The sequence below is a fragment of the Pedobacter sp. KLB.chiD genome (assembly GCF_047040275.1).
Taxonomy (GTDB): domain Bacteria; phylum Bacteroidota; class Bacteroidia; order Sphingobacteriales; family Sphingobacteriaceae; genus Pedobacter.
On the sequence record NZ_CP178207.1, the window covers coordinates 4,901,635 to 4,923,029 of the forward strand.

General features: G+C 39.0%; 10 protein-coding genes. 9 read left to right on the forward strand and 1 reads right to left on the reverse strand.

From position 1 onward, the window contains the following. Positions 1-110: 110 nt before the first annotated feature. The 4 genes from ACK1I8_RS20310 to ACK1I8_RS20325 all read left to right on the forward strand — a co-directional run bounded on the left by ACK1I8_RS20310 (position 111) and on the right by ACK1I8_RS20325 (position 10,082). Positions 111-2,036 carry a histidine kinase gene (locus ACK1I8_RS20310; protein WP_412467088.1) on the forward strand — a complete coding sequence of 642 codons (1,926 nt, stop codon included), beginning with the start codon at positions 111-113 and terminating at the stop codon, positions 2,034-2,036. 12 nt (positions 2,037-2,048) lie between these two features. Next, the gene (locus ACK1I8_RS20315) at positions 2,049-2,795 is read left to right on the forward strand and encodes a LytR/AlgR family response regulator transcription factor (protein WP_412467089.1); all 747 of its coding nucleotides are present in this window, start codon (positions 2,049-2,051) and stop codon (positions 2,793-2,795) included. Between the two features lie 279 nt (positions 2,796-3,074). Beyond that, positions 3,075-6,803, forward strand: a complete 3,729-nt coding sequence (locus ACK1I8_RS20320) for a tetratricopeptide repeat protein (protein ID WP_412467090.1) — start codon at positions 3,075-3,077, stop codon at positions 6,801-6,803. Between the two features lie 936 nt (positions 6,804-7,739). Then, positions 7,740-10,082: a glycoside hydrolase TIM-barrel-like domain-containing protein gene (locus ACK1I8_RS20325; protein ID WP_412467091.1), complete on the forward strand. Its 2,343-nt coding sequence runs from the start codon at positions 7,740-7,742 to the stop codon at positions 10,080-10,082. A 214-nt stretch (positions 10,083-10,296) separates the two neighbouring features. On the opposite strand, the gene ACK1I8_RS20330 is transcribed toward ACK1I8_RS20325, so the two are convergent. Next, a complete protein-coding gene (locus ACK1I8_RS20330; protein WP_412467092.1) occupies positions 10,297-12,678 on the reverse strand; it encodes a TonB-dependent receptor domain-containing protein in 2,382 nt (793 codons plus the stop codon). A 1,059-nt stretch (positions 12,679-13,737) separates the two neighbouring features. On the opposite strand from ACK1I8_RS20330, the gene ACK1I8_RS20335 reads away from it, so the two are divergent. From ACK1I8_RS20335 to ACK1I8_RS20355, 5 genes are all read left to right on the forward strand, one after another. Then, a complete protein-coding gene (locus ACK1I8_RS20335; protein WP_412467093.1) occupies positions 13,738-14,016 on the forward strand; it encodes a hypothetical protein in 279 nt (92 codons plus the stop codon). Between the two features lie 694 nt (positions 14,017-14,710). Further along, the gene (locus ACK1I8_RS20340) at positions 14,711-18,409 is read left to right on the forward strand and encodes a hypothetical protein (RefSeq protein WP_412467094.1); all 3,699 of its coding nucleotides are present in this window, start codon (positions 14,711-14,713) and stop codon (positions 18,407-18,409) included. 29 nt (positions 18,410-18,438) lie between these two features. Further along, a complete protein-coding gene (locus tag ACK1I8_RS20345; protein ID WP_412467095.1) occupies positions 18,439-18,651 on the forward strand; it encodes a hypothetical protein in 213 nt (70 codons plus the stop codon). Between the two features lie 191 nt (positions 18,652-18,842). Further along, the gene (locus tag ACK1I8_RS20350) at positions 18,843-20,966 is read left to right on the forward strand and encodes an AAA family ATPase (protein WP_412467096.1); all 2,124 of its coding nucleotides are present in this window, start codon (positions 18,843-18,845) and stop codon (positions 20,964-20,966) included. 87 nt (positions 20,967-21,053) lie between these two features. Continuing rightward, positions 21,054-21,392, forward strand: coding sequence for a helix-turn-helix domain-containing protein (locus tag ACK1I8_RS20355; protein WP_412467097.1), 339 nt, complete (start codon positions 21,054-21,056; stop codon positions 21,390-21,392). Positions 21,393-21,395 lie beyond the last annotated feature (3 nt).

The window sequence follows — 21,395 nt, forward strand, 5'->3', positions numbered from 1 at the left end:
GATATAACCCCAAAGTTCCCGAATATTGATATAGGTTTCTCAGCTATGCTTCCGATTGATATATTTAGGCTTTAATTCTGATGAAAATACCCAACTATCGATCAAGCAACATGAATGTTTTTTTACGATGCCAATTTGTACCTGTTTTGATGCTTTCCATGTTCTGCCTGGTTTCTTGCCGGCAAAAGCCTGAGGTAACTGGTACTGATCAATCGGTATCGTTTCAAGGGCAATCTATAGCTGATCAGATATCATTTATCGTTTCATTAGATACCCTCAAAGGATCTAAAAAGCTAAAGCACATCATTAATCAGCAGGATAGTATACTGTCATTGAGGTCTGAAAAGGAAAAAAATCCTTTTTACCATTATTACAGGGCAAGAAAATTTTCGCTTGCAAAGAAAAAAGATAGCGCGCTGGCGGCTTATCAACAAATAAAGGGGTACCAAAAAAACGATGATATCGAACTTTTAAAGGATATTGCGATCATTTCATATTCCATAGCTAATGGGGCAATGGTAGAAGCCTCGCTTATGAACCGGATTTTATCGGGTTTAAAAACCGCTGAGACAAAGAAAAGCCGTTTGACCTATCTTTATTACGATTTAATTGCGCAAGCCTATTATCAAAATCATAACGAACAAAAATCATTGGAATATGCTGCCATGTATTTTGCGGCACATCCTTATAAAAATCATCCCGTTATTAAACAACGGTATTTTGATATCTCGTTTTTACTGGCTTCAAGGCTTGGCGATTTGAAAAAAATGTTGTACTACAACAACCAAGCGCGGATATTGGCTATTAATATCAAAGACAGTCTGGCACTGGCCCGCACTTATGATAATCAGGCACAGATTTACAGTAAACAGATGAAGCCAGGTGAGGCACTTGACTGTAGCCGCATATATTTTCGTTTTCTGAAAAAAATGGATAACCTGAACGATATTGCTTACAATAATCTGGCTACCTCGTTTATAAGAAATGCTCAACCAGATTCTGCTATTTTTTATTACCGTGCGGGAATGGAAATGGAGAAAAAAGATCCATCCGGCAAGCGTAAAACTTCTCCATATATGGGCCTGATCGATGCTTATAAACTTAAAGGTGATTATAGATCGGCACTGGAGGCTGCCGATTCCCTTTATAAAACTGAAATCAGAAATAACAAGGCTATAGAGGCCGCTAAAATAGCTGAATTGCATGAAAAATACGAGGTAGAAAAGAAAGACCGTAGTATCAACGAGCTTAACAGCCGCAATAAACTAAACGAAAAATTGATCAGTCAGCAACGCTGGTTACTATTCATGGTACTGGTGATTTCCCTCACTGCTGTATCGCTGTTCATTGTCACTTATCGCCAGCTTCGGTTAAAGGATAAGAACAAACTTCTGGCAGCAGATAACCAGCGTTTGATCATGGAACAAAAACTCCTTCAGGCACAGCTTAATCCACATTTTATATTTAATGCCATTTCTAATCTGCAAGGTCTGATTTCATCAGGCAATACGTCTGAATCCGTGAGGTATTTAAAATCTTTTTCAGGTTTACTAAGGGCAATCCTTGAACAAAACAGGAAGGATTTTATCACCATTGATGAAGAAATATCTTCGTTAAATAATTATTTGTTATTGCAGCAAATGCGTTATGCCGATACCTTTACTTATGAGATTTCGGTTTCGAAAGAGATTGATGCACAGGCCACACTTATTCCACCTATGCTCATCCAACCTTTCGTCGAAAATGCGATAGAACATGGATTTAGGAACATTCCTTACCAGGGGTGGCTTAAAATTTCATTTGACCAGCAGAATGGTCAGCTCGAAATAACGATAGACGATAATGGTTGCGGCTTAAATAATAAAGCAAGTGGTAATCATCAAAAACAGTCTTTGGCACAAACCATTCTGGCCGAACGGTTTGAGGCACTTTTTTGCCGTTATAGTCAAAATGCCAATTTTACGCTTACCGACAAAAACGATACAGGTGAGCGTGGTGTACTGGTAAAAATCAATATTCCGATTATCAACGATTAATTTACATCTAACATGAAACTTTACATACTGGAAGACGAACCGCGTATCCTGCAGCATATTCTACAGATTGTAAGCAGGATCGATTATGTACAGGTGGTGGGTTCTGCTGCCGAAATTGCTACTGCGGCCTCAGCAATACCGGCTTTAAAGCCCGAAATTATTCTCGCCGATATCAGGCTAAAGGATGGAGATAGTTTTCAGCTTTTTGAACAGCTAGGAATAGGGGATTTTCAGGTCATCTTTTTAACTGCTTATGATCAATACGCGATACAGGCACTTAATCTTGGTGCATTTGGCTACCTGCTTAAACCAGTTGATGATGAAGCTTTAACTTCCTCCATAAATAAGTGTTTTCACCACCGTAAACAGGATTTATTTGATCAGCAGCAATTAAGCATTGCTAAAGAACATTACCTTGCCCAGGGATTATCGGCCAATAAACGCATTGCACTTAAAACACTCGAATACATTGAAGTGGTTGCTATAGAAAATATCATGTTCTGCAAGGGCGATAAAGGATATACCACTTTTGTGATCAAAGGATCAAATGAAATACTGGTATCAAAAGGTTTGAAAGATTATGAGAGCCTGCTATCTCCTTTTGGTTTTTTAAGATGCCACCAATCCTACCTGGTCAATTTTGCTTACGTTAAAAAATATTTCAGGGAAGGCTATCTTCAAATGGAGAATGGAGAGAAGATCCAGGTTTCCAGCAGAAAGAAAGAAGAGGTATTAAGGTATCTGGAGAATATTGCTTAAGCTTATCCGGGCAGAAAATGTTAAAAACGCTCATGTTAAACGGGAAGTATATCTTAATCCGGTTCATTTCTATACTTCTCATAAACGCATTGATCCACGATCATTGCCATGTTGACTATTAATACACTTGGTGATTAACATGTAGCTGTTGATTATTCGACTATGATGTTTAAATATTAGCTTCGGTATTTAAATGCTTGCTGTAAACAAGGTATTTTTATGTTTGTTTTGATCAAAAATTGCTTTTGATTCAGATTTGTTTTTTTATATAATTACAAAATGAAATTCAAACTATTAATTCTCTCTGTTCTTGTTTCTTCGGCTATTCAGGCACAAACAAATTTAAACCCAGGTTGGGAGTATTTTTTCAAAAACAACCGTACAGCAGCACGTGATTTTTTTACAAAAGCAGCGCTGAAACCTGCATCTTCAGATGAAGCAAATGTTGCGCTTTCTATGATGACTGAAATGGACCGTTCGGATAAAGAGGGCTTTGACTATTTAAATAAATTAGCCAATACCTCTAAAAACCCGCAACCATACCTTATCGCACTCTGGAGCGATATGCCCAACAGGGCTTCGAAAATAAAAACGGCCGATCAGCTGGAGTTTTATAAAAAACTTGCAGCAAGAAAAGACGTTGACGGAACCCTAAAGGCATTGGCCTGTTCGTCACTAGGTTCGCATTACGAAGAGAAAAAACAATATGCCGAGGCAGATCAGTATTTTAATAAGATAGGCGAAATCGAAAATTGGTTAATTACAGGCGAGTATGAAAATATTTCGACCAGTGGTTTTGATAAACAATATGATGATATTCTAGCCCATCCGGAACTTAATTACGTTTTTACGGGCAAGAAGAACCGGAAATTTAGCTGGAGAACGGTACCCTACACCAGGCACGATAAATGGTTTGATTTTACCTATTACAATACTTATGAAAATGCATTACAGTTTGCTCAAACCTTTGTTAATGCACCTGTAAATACAACGGCACAATTACGGATCGGCGTATCCGGATCGGTAAAGGTTTGGGTAAACGACCGGCTTGTCATCAGCGAATCTGAAGAAAGAAACAACGATCTTGATGCCTATATCGTTCCGGTTAGCTTAAACCAGGGCTATAACCGCGTTTTGGTACAGATTGGCGAAAGCTATGCAGGCAGATCGAATTTTATGCTTCGTTTAACAGATGTTAACGGAACTCCGTTAGATCACCTTTCTGCCACGAGTACGCCACAAGCCTATTCAAAAGAAACTAACCCTGCTGCAGCTCAGCTAAAGTCGGTTGGCTTTAAATATTTTGAAGATGCCTTAAAAGCAAAACCTCAGAACTATTTAAATCAGTTAATGATGGCTAAGCTCTACCTGCGTTTAGGGAATGTGTTTGATGCGAGATTGATCCTGGAGAAACTTAAAAAGCGTTTCCCAGAAAGCACCTATCTGAACCTAATGATGATAGAACTGTTTGAGAAAGCCGACAATAGAACCGGAATAGAAACCCTCAAAGAAGAAATCAAAACACACGACCCTGAATGTTCACTTGCGCTTGAACTGATGTATACTGAGCATTTTCAACAGAATGATTACGTGCGGGCAAAAGAAATTATCTCCAAACTCGAAAAAATCTATGGTGAGAATGAAGCGGTTTTGATTAAAAAGCTTAATATACTCGGACAAGAGAAAAAACAACCGGAAATTATCGCTCTGGTTGAAAAAAATTATCCTCAGCATTTAAGTTCAGCAGATATTGTGAATTTAAAATACCTGATTGAAGTACAGATTAGAAAGAATCCGAAGGCTATTGATATTCTTCAAAAGTATATTAACGAAAATAACGATTACAAAGCGGCCAAATATGTAGCTAAATTATACATGGATAAGGGAGAAACTGACGCGGGAATTGATATTTACAAAAAAGAACTGAAAGATGATCCGATTGCGTTTGCGGTTTATACCGACCTGGCGGCTAGTTATTATAAGCTGCAACAGTATGATGAGGCTGAAAAATTATATTTAAAAGTACTCGACATCGACCCTAACAACGCGTTTGTATATTCCCAGTTGGGTATGTTGTATAATGCAAATAAGCAGAAAGAGAAAAGTATTAAGGCTTACGAAACGAGTTTGCAGATCGATCCGAATAATTACACTGTTATTCAGTTGTTAAGAACCCTTCAGGATAAAAAAGCCGTTTTCGATTACTTCGAGAAACCAGACGTGAAAGTGATGGTTAGCCAGGCACCTTCAAAAACCGAATATCCCGATGGACAGGTTGTGGTTTTAAATAATGAGGTGCAGAAAGTTGTTTATGAAAACGGAGGATCGGAAGAGAAACACTTTTTTACAGCAAAAATACTCTCCCAGAAAGGACTTGAAAGCTTTAAGGAGTACGCAATTCCTTATAACAATGATCAGAACTACGCTATCGAAATTGCTGAGGTGATAAAAGCCAATGGGACCAAAGTTCCGGCCGAAACCAACGATAATGAATTGGTGTTTACCAACCTCGAAGTTGGCGATGTAATCAATATCCGCTATAAAATCGAAAATTTCCACATGGGGGCCATGTCTAGCCACTTCTGGGACGCTTTCTATTTTAGTGATGGACTAGATAATCTTAAAATTAAATATTCGCTGCTCATCCACCGCGACAAAGCATTTAAATATGTGTTTTCGCAGCAAGATATCACTCCTGTTAAAACAGCAAAGGATGAATTTGATTTGTACGTGTGGGAGAAGAATAAACAAGAAGCATTAAGGTATGAGGATAAAATGCCGCCAATGGATGATGTAACCAATATGCTGTATTTATCATCTATTCCGGATTGGAAATTTATTGCAGATTGGTACGATAATATTGCTTCGGCCAAAGCAAGAAGCAGTTATGAAATTAAGACAGTAGTAAACGATTTGTTTGAGGGCAAAGGTAATTTAGATGATTTGACCAAAATCAAAATGATTTATAATTACATCATTACCAACATCGCATATAGCTCTGTATCGTTCAGGCAAAGTGGTATTATCCCACAAAACCCATCAACAGTTATTAATACCAGAATTGGCGACTGTAAAGATGTGTCTACGCTTTTTGTTAGCATGTGTAAAGAAGCTGGTATTTCGGCAACACTGGCTTTGGCAAATACCAGAGATCGGGGGCAGCATACGCTATTATTGCCAAGTATCGAATTTAATCACTGCATTGCCAAATCTACTATAGCTGGGAAAGATTATTGGGTAGAACTTACTTCCGGAACTTTGCCTTTTAACACTTTCAGTAATACTTTTCTTGGGTCTAATATTCTTGAAATTAACAAAACGAGCACAGGTTTGACTCCATTTAATCCCGGTATAAGAGGAAAAAATATTATGGGTTACAAAACCGAAGTGAAGTTGGAAAATGCCGATATGATGGTTAAGGAAACGAATTGGAATACCGGATCAATGTCCAGCTATATGAGAAGTGTCTTTAACGATTTGAGCAATGCAGATCAAATCAAGAAGATGAAGGAAGATTTGACAGGTACTTATCCTGAAAATGAGATTTATAGCCTGAATTTTACCAACCTAAATGCCGCAAAATCAACTTCTGATACAGTAGCAACCGCCTGCTCATATAAATTGCTCAACGTGAGCAAAAGTGTAGCAGGAATGTCTATATTCTCTATTCCATGGTCAAACAAATCATATGCTACAGCACTGCAGGTGGTTTCACCGCGGAAATTTGGTATAGATCTTACCCAATTATTTGGCATTGATGAGTCTAACCAGGAATTATCTTTAGAACTTCCTGTTGGAAAGACGATGGTTCAGCCTTTTAAAACGGTGCAGCTGACCAACGATTTTATTGATTTTAAGCTGGAAAGTGAACAACAGGGAAATAAAATCCTGTTGAAGCGGAGTTTCGTGTTAAAGAAAGATTACGTTCCTTTAGATAAAATCGATCAGTTTAAAACCTTCTATAAAGAAATGGCCGAAGCAGATGATCAACAGTTGGCGATGAAATAGAATTGGAGCCCATACCGAAATAGATTTTCCTTTCAGATATATTTGTTTGTAAAAAAAACAATAACGTAAATAGAAAAAACTAACGCTATGGGCTTCCTTGTAGCCGCATATCCAGTGGCTTTTCATATAGCAGCAGTTTTCGCCAGGTTTTTCCCTGCCCATTTTCTTAAAAGCAATGTCAAAACATATTGCCATTATCCGGGCAACAGAATGGCTTGGTATCTCTTAACGCCTAAATGCCATTGCGCGTTTATTCAGGCTCATATTTATTGTTTCTGAATGAAGAGCCTGGTCTTTGTAACATCCACTCTGATGGAGAAGTTTGCATCATACAAAAAACTCATCACTTGCGTTTACGTATGGTTTTTAATGGTCAACAGAAATACGCTTTCATAATTCTATACTCAGGCCTAATGATGAGTTATAATTTATACTGATTTTTAAGTATTGCTTCCAGGTGGAATCAATTGTATCTTGTAAACAGATGCATGTACTTCTTTATAATTAGGGGAATCAGTTTTTATTTAACTGGCTAAAAATTATAAAATGCATTACAGTCTATCCCGAATATAATCCTATTCATGTAGAGAATGGTAACATCTACATAATGTATTCTTATTTTGGATTTTATATTTAGATATTATGTTTGAATTAGATTGATAATGTGTCAGATGGTTTCCGTTTTGAGCTATGTTATGCGGAAAAAAGAAATGTTAGCTTTCGTACTTAAAAAAATCAAACCTGATGATTAGATAGCGCATATGATCACTGTCAGTAATACCTGCTGTCGCTTGATATGAAAGAATTGATCAAAGCATTAAGATTCAGGCTGAAATTGCCTTTAATCTCATCAAATACACTATCATGGTAAATAACCATTTAAAAACTACAATTAACTTATCACCTATTTTATAGCACTTATTTGATATTAAAGTCATGGCAAAGATAACACCAATAACAAATGGATATATAGATGAAATCATTAAGGCATCTGGTCCTTTCAATCCAAATTTAAACAAAACACAGGGCATTAAGTTAAGGGAGCTTATAAAAAAGCTGAGAGATGGGGCTGCAGACGAAACCAGTATTTATAATTTAATTAGTCCGGCAATTAATGCAGTAATGGTCACTAGCTTTGATGAATTTGGTTATGATACAACCATCCGAAGCAATAGTGGGGCAACTAAATATTTTAATGCTATTTATGAATCTCTGGTTATTGGCAGTTCATCGCCAGAAAAAACTGATTTTACCTATACAGTTGAAGAGAATCTGTCCAGATTAACTGAGGTAGATACCTGTGTGATGTGGTTGAACTGGTTCAGTGAAGGGTTTACCAATCCAACAATTGTGAAGGCTGGGATCAGTCAGGATGTCAAAGCGGAAATAGCTGATGGCATGTGGACTGCTGGAAGTTATAATAAGGATACGGCCCTTCAAATATCTAATCTTATTGGTCTGGCCGGAACACAAAATGATCAGAGTTTCACCAATGGAGCGCTTTATCTTCAAGAGCGAGGCTATAAGGTTGGCTTTGCACCTATTGTCAGATTTATAAATAACAGTGATATCCATGATAAGGAGCGCTGGAGGGGAGAGGTCACATTCTCAGAAGAATCATCAGTAAATGCCTGGATAGAAAGTTATAAAACTTTCGTTGAATATTACCTTAAGCTTTCAAGTGACGAGGGTATTGATTTGTCACTTATCTACATTGGATCGGAGATGGTTACACTGTCTACAAATACCAATGCAGCCATACGAAACAAATGGTTTGTTACATTAAAACAACTTGCAGCATCTGCCAGGCATTATTTTCCTGCTTCAAAAATTACATATGCTGCAGATTGGACAGAGTTTGGTTATACGAATAATCAATTTTTTATGGATTGGCTTTGGGCAGATCCGAATATCGACCATCCTGGGATTGACTATTATATGCCTATATTGGAACAGCATTCAGATGATGTTGGTACAATTAAAAAAGGCTTTATTGCTGGAGAACTAATGGATTATTACTACAGTGGACATAATAGTGAGAATAGGAAATATTCTGTTTCCGATGGTAAAGGTAAATCTGCATTGAGCAAAACCAAAATGAGTGTTCAGTATGGTTTAAAAAACATCCGTTCATTTATCAACAATCAACACTATCAAACAAAAAGAGATGGCTTCATCGCCGATTCGTCTCCTCTGGTCATTGATAGCAACTATATTAATTCCATACAGGAAACCAATAAATTGATAAACGGACTTACGGGGAACGGAATAGTTGATTCCGTTATTAAGTTAGGTGCTAAAGGTGGGGTTGGAAAAGCACTTGGATTGAATAAAAAATGGTTGCGGTTAAATGGTGCTCAATTTGCAAAATGTGATTTGTCAAATATACCAGGCAGCCCGCAAATCATAGATTTTTCTTTAGATTTTCTTATTGAGGAAATTCCAGGCGGATATGGACGTGTTTTCAAATGTGATCTTTTAGACTTATTCTTTGATGGAAATACGTTGAAACTGGCTATCAATAATAGTACTTATTTAGATGTCATCACTTCGGTAAATATAAATTCAGCCTATCACCTAGCAGTAAAGATTGAAAATGGTTCTGCGATGGTTAAATGTGGAACTTTCGTAAATACATCTGCTGTCAGTCAGACTAGTTTAGGTAGCACATTTTTTCTCGGGGCTGGCGGAGAGACGTGGGATTTTGTAAAATGTAAAATATATCAGTGCAAAATTGCGGCAAAAAATGCTGCCGATTGGTACGGGGGAACGTTTCATTTTGAAGATGAATATTTGGGAAGAAGAACAGAATGGGATGCTAATTTTATACTTGGACAAAACAAAACCTTAATGGCCACAGAACTGGGGGTTGCCTCTGTTTCGGGTTCTTTAGTAGAGCCCAATGTTTTTCCACATATACGCAAATCGAATCAATCGGATGCTATTCTCCCACAAAATAACAGTAATGAATATTTTAGAAGATTGCAGAGTTTCGGTTTTTACATTAATGAAATTTTTGGTCCATATGGCTCATCATTTGATATTGATGAAGTTCACCAATCATTAGGGCTGAGGCTTTTGATCGAGTTTTTAAAAGCTGCAGGTTGTCCTACCCAAGTTGTATACAACCTGGATGCAAGGTACCACCTCTCTTTAAAAGCCGTTACAGGAGGTGCCTTATATTATATAGATGCGCCAAACCATTTATTTAACCATGCATTAAATGGTAAATTGGTTAATCATTATATAAACGGGATAGATCAGGAAATCCGACCTTAGTGGATTGGAATCTGTTCTTTGGTATGCGTGCTGCTGACCTTTAAGAGCAATTTTTAGAATTGTTCTTAAGGGCAGTTCTGGTATCAACATCACATCCGGATATCAGTTAAATAAAACTTTTGCCAATATTTTTGAAGAGCGCTGAACAGCCCTGGGCTTTTTTTCTTTTTGCGTTTACCAGGCCGGATCAGAAAGCCGGTTATGGGCCATCCTATTAAAACTTAAGCGCAATGCTGCCAATAAATTGCGCCGGAGCTTGTGGAGTTAACCTTACCGACCAGGCTTTTTCGCTGGTTAAATTATTTACCTTAAAGTTAACGCGGTATCTGGGCTGGTCATAAAACAGGGCGGCATCCAGCATGGTGTAGGCCGGTATGGTAATCTTGGTACTGTGTGTGTTGGTTTGGTAGGATTTGCTTCCATAATTACCGCCAAAGCCAATACCCAGGCCGCGCAAGCTTCCTTCCGGCAAACGATAACTCACCCAGAGGTTAGCCATTTTATCCGGACCGGAAAGTGCCGGGCGCAGATTATTCACTGTTGCATCAGCCTTGGTAAATAAGCTGTAATTGTAAGCGTAACCTGCTATAATATTCAGACCGCTGAAAGGATTTGCGATGATATCAACCTCAATGCCCCGGCTGAGTTGCGAACCGTCCTGGATAGAATAATTAACGTCCCGTGGGTCTAAACGTAGAACATTGTCCACTTTTATATCATAGTAACTTATTGTCCCCGATAAACGATTATTAAATAAATCACCTTTCAAACCAAATTCAAGCTGATTGGCATGTTCTGGTTTGAATGTGGTGCCATCAAGTGACTGACCATTTCGATTAAAAAATCCGCCCATATAATTACCGAATAACGACAGGTGGTCTTTACTGATTTCATAAACTAATCCTAGCTTTTGTGAAACAGCCGTTTGTTTATAAGGACCGGCAGATGTGCCGCTTGATCCTAAGCCTCCTGTGATCTGCCCGGTTACAATATTATAAACACCCTTGTAATCGAATGTATTTACCCTAATGCTCGCCATGGCCAGCAATTTGTCGGTAATGTTAAATACGTCTGATACATAGGCCCCATAGGTGTTATCGCGATTATATTCTTTACGTAGCGTACCCCTGCTGCTTAGCGAGTCTACTTTGAAACGGCTGATGCGATAAGCCGGCTGTGGGTTTATAAAGTTTACATCCTGGTTGTAATTAACCGTAACCCGGTCAAAATCGTTATCGTTATGATAAAAATCTATACCGGCAACGATACGGTTGCGGAACTTGCCTATTTTGAAATCACCGATAAAATTCTGCTGTATGTTTGTTGCGATGAAATTGGTATTTCCAACGATAATCTGCGGGCGTACTGTAGTTGCAGATCTTCCGTTCAGCGCGGTAATGTAACCATCAATGGTGGAGCGGTTTCTTGAAATAATGGTTTGAGATGTCCAGCTACCCGATATTTTATAATTTACCTGCGCAAAGATGTTCAGCATCTGTGTGGAGTAAGTAAGATCGTTGCTCAGGAATGTCTTATTATAGGGGAAGCCGATATCGGTAACCGATTGATCGGTATTGGGCATGATAAAAGGATTAAAGCGAACAACAGATGTGCCTTTTTCCTGTCCGAATTCAACGTCCATCAACAGTGATAGTTTATCGGTGATCTGATAGGAAAAACTAGGAGCTATTGCGATATTATTCGTGAAACCAAGATCCTGAAAACTTTTTTGATGGGTAGTGGCGGCATTCAGGCGGAATAAGGCCGTCTTATCTGCATTAACAGATGTGTTTACATCAAGTGTTAAACGGTTAAGGTTCCAGCTTCCTGCGGTATAAGCTACCTCCCCGCCAAAATCATTATAAGGCTTTTTAGTTACACGGTTATATAAACCACCGTAACTGCTGGAAATATTGGTGCCGAACAAGGTCGTGGATGGTCCTTTGATGGCTTCAATGCGCTCCAGATTCACGGGGTCAATGAATGAGAAAGCTGGTCCGGCCACACCATTGCGTGCATTCGGCTCGGTTTCAAAACCACGGGAGCGGAAAGTCACCCGACCTTGGTTCAGAATCAAAGGGATGCCGGCTCCAGGTACGTTTTTCGAGATGCTACCCAAATCTATTACAGCTTGCTCCTGCATCAATTCTTTTGATACTGAATTGTAAACCTGCGGATTCTCCAGGCTTTTGAGCGGTAAGCGCGCCACATAACGGCTTTCACGTTTTGAAAATTTATTGATGTTGGAAGCAATGGTCACTTCCTGTAAAGCTTGTACGTTTTCTGTAGGTAGTTTAAAATTGCCCATCGCGGTTTGTCCAGCAACAACAGTTACTTCTACAAGGTATTCCGGAGCGCCCAAAACCTGGATTTTTAAATGATAACTGCCAGGGTTAATATGAATGAAATGATAAGTGCCCGTCTCATCTGTAAGTGTGGCCTTTTCGAGTTCGGTTATGGTAACAGATGCTGATGTATAGGGAGTGCCGTTTACCAGAAGAATTTTACCAGTGATGTTTCCTGTATTTTGAGCTTTTGCTGTTATACCTGTGCATAATATAGAAATTACCAGGAGTATACGTAAATAACTTGCCATTAGTTTAAGGGATAGAAATAATGGGCGCAAATATATCTAATTTAAAATAAGTCCAAATAAGTTTTAGCAAATTTATGTTCCATTCGTTATGGGATCATATCTTTAAATGGAGCATTGAAGTTTCATGTTGAAATGAAAAATTGGAGATGTCCATTCTTCTCACTTAAAAAGTGTCGGGTTTTGAGCGATTATCGTTTTCGCTTTTGATGCTGCTATTTGAAATGGAAGTAAGGTCAGCTAATCCGCTGGCGAAAGGTTTGTTTTAGAGAACCTGCAGATTTAAAGCGTCAACTATGAATGAAACAATCGTGAATGATACCTGTGGTTGATAAATAAAAAAAGGCTACTCTTTTGGAGCAGCCTTTGTCTGTTTTGGGAGTAACTCCCTTTGTAGCCCTAACGGGAGATTCTTTGAACCACTTTTTAATTTTTTAGACGTTTTGGATAAATTACTTCAGAGATCCGCATCCAGAAAATCAATACTTTGTTGACTTTCGATGTGCAAGAATTTGGGTATTTCGGGAATACTATGCATGCCTTTACGTTCCAAGCTGTTCAGTAGGCAATATGGATTTGTAGCTTTGCTCTTACCGCTCTGAGAATACCAGATTCTTGTTGCCCTCTATTTTCCCCTTGTCAATAATCTTTAAAAAGGCTTCTTGTGCTTTGCAAAAGCCCTTACGAGCTACCAGGAGCACCCAAAGAATAACGGCCTAGAAACAGATAAGATGTCCAAGTTTGATTTTCTTTTAAAGCTGTGTTTCCTCCGCCAAGAATCGATTTCGACCATCAAACACACCTTGTTTCAGAACAGGCTTGGACAGTCTTAAATCTCATTAAAATCAGTCAATTGAACACTTTTTACCGAAAATCAGTGCCAGTTTGCGACGTCAGATGTGGCCAGTTTTGGAATAATCTACAGATAAGTGTTAGAAAAACGAGAATTCGTGTTAAAATTTTAGCATACCCTCAGTCTATCTTTGTATTGTACATGACAGTAGATGTTTAGTTTGACATTTAAAGATTTAATAGAATGAAATATTTTAAATTTTTGAGCAAATGCACCGGGAGAATGGGATGCCCATACCAGAGCATCCTATGCTCAGTTTGCTTCGGATTACACCCGGGATGACACTCAATTTTAATGAGTTTACCCGCGATTTTTATATGATCGGATTAAAGAATGTACGGGCAGGTCATTGGCTCTATGGCCGCACTAAGTTTGATCATGATAAAGGATCAATGGTTTTCTGGAAACCCAGACAGATTATTGAAATCAAGAACCTGGAATTTGAGGATGATGGTTATATTTTATTATTTCATAAAGATTTCTTTTAGGCTCTAGTATAGCCCTCGATAATCATCTGTGAAAATATATGCGCAAAGAAAAGTCTATTAGCAACCTGGCGGGTCTGGTTGAAGATTCTAACATTTATGTAACAAGACGGTTACATTGCTTATTCTAGCTTACGCGCTTTACTACATTGAATAGAGAGCGTTAATTACGAATGCTGGTTTGACTTACATTTCAAATCGGCATCATTTTTAGAAGAGATGCAAGCTGTCGGCAGTTCTCTTATTCTAGTCGCGTTACTAGATGGCGTTAGGACAGCGTAATAACGCAGATCGCAACACCCATGCCCGCTGAAAATTTATCCCAAATGCGCCAAAGCACGATTTCCTTTCAAGGAAGCGTAGAGCCTTTACTTTTAGCTTTTAATTTCCGGTTTAAATGGCGAGGGGAAGCATAGGGCTTGAAACGGAAATCATCTTTTAGCGGAAGAGGCAGCAATGGAAAGCCTGACCCGCAAGGATTCCCTCAAGTGTTGTAAAGCGCAAAAACTTAGAGAATGTTAGCGAGCGGTATTGCGTCTGTCATTCCTTAAGAACGTTGCCCCAGCAGATATCCCAACCGCGTGAATTCAAACAGATCACCAATGGACTAATCCGTTCTTATGAGGCAGAACTGGAGGAAGCGAATAAAAAGTGATTTTAATATTTCGTAGCTTAGTTTTTTAACCACCTTATCTAAATGAATGTAACGTTCTACGGCCCTAAAGGCTACGATTATCAATACTATGCTAGTGCCTATCTGATATTATATCTTTGGAATGATGATTCCACTGGCATGATAATGACGGAAGCATATATTGACAAAGCCGGTCATGAAGATCTGTTGCTGACTCTTACCAATCATCACTCAGGTGAGGAAGTGAATTTGGAATTTGAATGTAAGGACAGGATGAGTGAATTTGACCAGTTTTTTCTTAGGGATGCGCTATCAAAGTTTACCGCAGGCAGAGATGATAGTTTTATACTTAGTCGACTATATCAAGCCAGTCTAAATTTTATATGCTTCTTTACCTCCGCCAGGGCGACCAGTAATATAGAAGAACTCAAACTGATTGGCTCGGAAAACAATGTCCTTCAACCCAGAAAGGGCATACCAAAGACTAAGGCAGCAGCATTTGGTAAATTGTTAGCGGATAACTTTTCTAAGCAGGCAGATGGGCGCGGTAAATTTGGTGCTTCTTTTTTGAGCGGCTTAATAAAAGATGAATTCGTTGCACTATTAGAAAAAGTCAGCGTGATTGATCAGCATAACCATGATATGGTGATATTTAAAATAGGAATTGTGCTGAATTCACTTGGTGTGGCAGAAGTCAATCATAAAAATGTTATCGAAAGCCTCTATAACCTTGTAAAGGGCAGTGCGAAAAGTGGCATCAACATTTTGCCAGGGGTAAAGGAGATAGTGAACGCCGTAGTAAGACGTACAGCACCGTTAGGCCCCAATTATATACATAGGCCAATAGAAAGTACATTGATTTCTGACCTTAGAGCAAAACACTTTTTATTATTAGAAGGTGTCTCACTCTGTGGCAAAACGCAGGTTGCCTACGCTATTGCCAATCAACTGCTGAAGGAAAACGAGTCTTTCGAATATCAGGTGAAAATGGATATAGCATCCGCAGATCAATTCCTCTTTGAAAACACAACGGGAGGGAAAATCTGTTATTTAGAAGATCCTTTTGGCCATTCCTTAGATGCGGTAGATTCTAACTTAGTCAAAAAGTTGAATAACCTGATCGAAAATGTCGCTGAAGCCAAAGGGAAGTTGCTTATCGTTACTTGCAACTCTGAGATTGTTGACTACATCAGGGGCGGTTCGCTGTATGTTAACCAGTGGCACAATCTAACCATATCCGACCGATCTTTTCTGAGCGATGCATGGGCTACATTCTCTAGTGAAGAGGCCGTTCCCAAGTTTTTTACCAAACAGGTGAAGATACTGTTAGAAACGCTGCCGGAGAAGGAGCTTTTTCAGCTAGGGCAGTTGAGGGTGTTGGCCATTTTAAAAGTATCTAAAGGGGCTCTTAGTACCGAGCAAATTACAAACAAAGCCAATGTCAAGGCGCAGGACGTAGCCCAGTCTTTGAAGAAGAATCATAAGCGGATCAGGTATATGTTATTGCTGGGAGCAGCTGCAACTACCCAGACTGGGCTCAACGATAATGACCTGAATTTTATTCTTCATAGTTCTCCGGACTATCTTCCAGGCTTCAATAAGACTGATCCTAGATCGATTGGAGGCACTTTAAAAATGGGAGATGGGGCGTCGGATTTCAAAATTAAAAATTATAAGAATCCGATAGATGGTTATAAGATGGAACAGATACATGAAAGCATAAGTATTTTGATTGACCTCAATTATGTAACCTTTGCAGATAATCAATATTTTTTTGCTCATCCTATTTATCAGGAAGCCGCAAGGTTGCTTTTGGCGGACAAAAATGTATTACGTTTCAACGAAAGCCTGAACTTTCTTACAAAGATTATTGGTGGATTAAATGAGAAAGCAGCGTTGCAGGCGGTGAAAAGTCTTTACATCATTTTCAACGGTCAGCGGACCGATATGGAAAAGAGGAAGCTGCTTGACCTAGCTAAAGCTGCTGGTAAATCCACCTTCGTTACCGTCAGGGATGAAAGTGCTTTGTTTTTAGCCAACCAGTTTCATCTTTTGGATAATGACCAGCAAAAGGATTTCATCAGGACTTTTCGGCGAAAGTCTGACTTTGCTGATAACATTTTTAGATGGGATGGTGAAGTTGTTTTCATCCCAGAAGTTGACAATATCCCTTTCAATTTAGAGTTCCTGACTTATAGAACCGACCCTAAAATACTTCAGGAAAAATGGGATCGCTATGTCAGCGAAAAAGCTGTTCTCTCACCGAGGAATGCCTTCGCACTTCTTTCGGGCTTGATTGATCTTGCAGAACATCAATCAAAAGTAAGCTTCGATATAACCTCACTGAGAGACTTTCTGGAGTATCAGCAACTTTTTATCAGGGAAATGGCGGTATTCCTGATCGCGGCCAGTTTGAATGACAATACATTCACAACACTTGATACCATTACCTTTGAAGATAATCCCTACATTAAGTATCACATTATTAGGGGTCTCTTTCGCTCTTATCCTCACTTCAAAAAAACCGAGGTTCGAAACAATGCCAACCTTTTTCTTAAATCAACTTTTGACGATCCTTTTGTTGTGATTCGGGCAATTCCGCTATTCACGCAGTTCGCCTCCGCGCATGCTTCGGATTCTTTCGACTGGATGGAAACAATTACACCTAAAGATGAAGACCAAATGTGGGAACTGTGGGGTGAGCTCATGCCTATCTTTTTTAAACAACTACCGGCCAATGTTCATATTAATTTCGCTCGCTTCCATGGTACCTTGTTAGAAGCGAAAGTAGGAACCCGAACCAAGGGTATTATTCTTTTAGCTTACACCACCTGGTTACGCGAGAGGCTTACTGAACAGTTCGCTATTCCTGAGATTGCCGATATTTTTATCAACGTCTTTTATCACCAAGGTCCAAATTTGGACAGCAACACGCTGCGTCAGCTCATTGCGATAACCCAGCAGGTACAGATCTCCCTATTCAGAGAGAAATTCTTACGTGCTGCTATCGGCCTTTGGGATAAATTCGATGAGGATGTCAGAAATGACGTTTTAACTTTTTTGGGTAAGATCAGTTACAGGGGAAAGATCATGGCATTTACTACCCAAAATGCTACCAAGCAAGTACAACAATTGGTGGCAGGTAAGTCAATCGTTGGCTTGGCTCCAGAAAGGGTTGTATCGGATATGCCGGAAAGCTTCGTTCTTGATTGTTTAGTTAATATTTATGAACTTGAAGAAACAGCCGAGTATTTTTTTGTGGACCGAAAGTTCTGGGGTAGGGTATTGAATGGTTATCTGCTCAAACCAGATTCTGCTTGTTTTCAGATTGCTCTTTACCAATATCTATATGAAGTATGTGTTGCCGAGAAAACTGGTTCCTATTTTCCAAGAAGTACAACAAAATATCTAAGAGAACTGGCGGCTCTTATCAATTCTGACGAAAAAGCAGTTACTGTTGCTTTAGAGGTGCTAATAACATTGATGGTAGAATCGGACCATAAAAAAATCAAGAACTATGCGGATATTTTGTTAAGCCATTTCTCTGAAGAGCATCGAGTAAGATTTATGGCCGTTGTAAATGAGCATTTGTCAGCTTTTGGGAGAGAGGATAAGTTAGCGCTTTTTCCTGACATTATTCATCCACAATTGGAAAAACTTATTAAGCCTGAGCTTGACGTTTATAATCTTCAAAAAGAATTTAAAGAGACGAAAAATCCTGCACTAGGCTATCGGCTAAGGGAATTACTTATAAATGCATAGATGCTAGAGCCTTTCATATCGGTGACCTGATGAATATATACTTAGGCTGGGCAAAGAAAAATAAACACTTTTTCCAGGATGGTGAGATTGACAAGATTCAGGATTACTGTGAATATCTGTTCGACCGGGGCTTTGATCAGGAAATGGCCTTAATAAAAAGAAGAGAGACCAGGATTAGAGCGCTTAGCTCACTTCAAATCATGAGTTACAACAAAGAAGAGATAGAGAATAAAACTGCATAGGTTTTTATATAAGGAGAATAACCAAAGATACTTGTTCTGTAAAAACGAAATTCCTACTGTATAAATGATTTGAATATAATATTTGATGGAAAGTAGCAAAAGAAGAATTTACTGATAATATTTTGTCTTTGGAATGAAGTGGCCAGATTGGCTGAACTAGATGACTGACATTCTACTGTTAAACGATTTATATGGATACAAAGGAATCAAAAAATGATGCGGAAATAGCTTTAGATTATATCAATCATACCGAGCGGAATATCTTCCTGACGGGTGGTGCGGGAACGGGAAAAACCACCTTTTTACGGTTTCTTAAATTACACTCACATAAGAAGTTGGTTATAGCAGCCCCAACCGGTGTAGCAGCGATTAATGCTGGTGGAATAACTTTACATTCTCTTTTCGGTATGCCCTCTCAGATCGCCTATCAATCTGGAGTTCCGGAATATCGATTAACTGGCCCGTTAAGAGCCCTTTTACGCGAGCTTGAAATTCTCGTAGTTGATGAAGCGTCAATGTTGAGGGCTGACTTGCTAGATGCTATTGATGCCATTTTACGTGAAGTAAGGCAGGACCGACGGCCCCTTGGCGGGATACAAGTGCTTTTTATTGGAGATTTGTATCAGTTACCCCCAGTAGTAAAGCAGCAAGATGAACTGATCGATAATCGGATATCTCAAAGTTCATATTTTTATGCCTCCAACGTTTTCAGTAGTTTAAAGGTAATAACTCTTGAACTCAAAACTGTATATCGGCAGGGTGACCCAGAATTTATCTCCTTACTTAATTCAGTTCGGAAAGGTACAATTTCCCAGGCTGAAATTGACATACTAAACCAACGTCATGAAGTGATGCCGCCTCGAGATAATACCATTGTATTGACTACACATAATAGAAAGGCTTCGCAATTAAACATCGAGGAACTTGGAAAATTGAAAAACAAGCTTTATACTTTTTCAGCCCAAATAAATGACGAATTCCCCGAGGATAAATTTCCTGTTGAGATGGAACTTAATCTGAAAGTTGGTTGTAGAGTTATGGTAATTAAAAACGATACATCTCCTAAACAAAGTTTTTACAATGGTAAGACCGGTACTGTGGTATCAGTGACAAGTGAAATTATTGAAGTCAGATTTGATGATAACACTGTAGCTGGTTTGGGGAAGGAAACTTGGTTAAATGTGGGATACCAAACTGATGAAGCAACTCAGAAGTTTAAAGAGGTAGTGCTGGGAACATTTACTCAGTTCCCTGTACGGCTGGCATGGTCAATAACAGTGCATAAAAGCCAGGGATTGACGTTTGATAGTGCCGTGCTTGACCTCTCGGATGCCTTTGCTGCTGGTCAAGTTTATGTCGCCTTAAGCCGGATTAAGACGATTAACGGAATATTCCTCAAAAAGAAAATCGATCCCTCTGTTGTCATAGCTCCTGTTATTGACGAAACAAAATTCAATATTTTGGGAAAGTCTGAGGTACAAAACGAACTAAGGGTTGCTAAATTTTCCTACATAGAAAACCTATGCCGGCAAGTTTTAGATTGGCAAAAGCTAACCGAATCCTTTGCAACAGATATAAAAGGCGATGTGGCGATAAGTTCGATTTATGATAAGTTGGCGGTGCTAAAAAAGCAGGCTATGACATTTTTAAATGAGATTGTCGGACGGCTATCACATAAAAACGAATCTGATTGGACTATACTGGCAGAGCGTTTATCGAAAGCTGATAACTATTTTTCTCAGGAACTTCGCAGTAAGTGCATCACTCCCTTGAAACATCTCTTAAAATCTCATCAGGACGATTATATGTTCAGAGGCAGGACAAATTTATTTAAGGAACATATCAAGCAATTGGAGAATAAAATTAGATCCATAAGTTCACTTTCGGAATTATTGAATGAAATAGAGAAGGGCATAGCATATCAGCCTGAAGTTTCTGTAGCCCGATCAAAGGATCCAAGGCCTGCCAAAGTTAAATCGCCAACTATCCTACCTATCGTCGAAGCTACATCCACCGAAAGCCAAAGCCTCATTCTTTTCTTACAAGGGCGGTCTATCAGAGAAATTGCTGCACATCGGTCACTTGGTATCCCCGCAATAGAATCTCATTTGGCAACATTCATACCTACCGGAGAAGTTCGGTTGCCAGATCTTATACCTGCGGAATTAATAGAGGAAATAATTCCAAAGGTCCAGCATCTGCAAGCTCCATCAATAGCCGATCTAAGGCCGTTTGCTTCCGGGAAGCTGTCGATGGGGCAGTTATATGCGCTACATATCTATCTCATTTCCAAGGCTAAATCGCTGGATTTGTAGGAAATAAGTATTATTTTATTTTCATGCTTGCGATATTTAGCAATGTTTTCTATATTTGCTTGTAATAATTAGCAAAGCTTATTTTTTATGGAAAATTACGGGCCCTATTTTAAGGCATTGAGAGAATCGAAACAGTTGACCTTGCGTGAGGTGGAAAAAGCGACTGATGTGTCAAACGCCTATCTAAGTCAGCTCGAGTCAGGGAAGATTAAGCAACCGTCACCGTTGACATTGCATAAGCTGGCGACATATTATGGGGTGAGTTACGAGTTGCTGATGGAAAAAGTTGGTTATCCAGTACCGGGCAAGCAGGAGCAAGCTAGAATTAGCACCGGCGCAGCCGCCCACCGTATTGGCGAGATATCGGATGAAGAAGAGGTAGAGTTGTTGAATTATTTAAAGTTTATCAGATCACGTAAAAAATAGAGG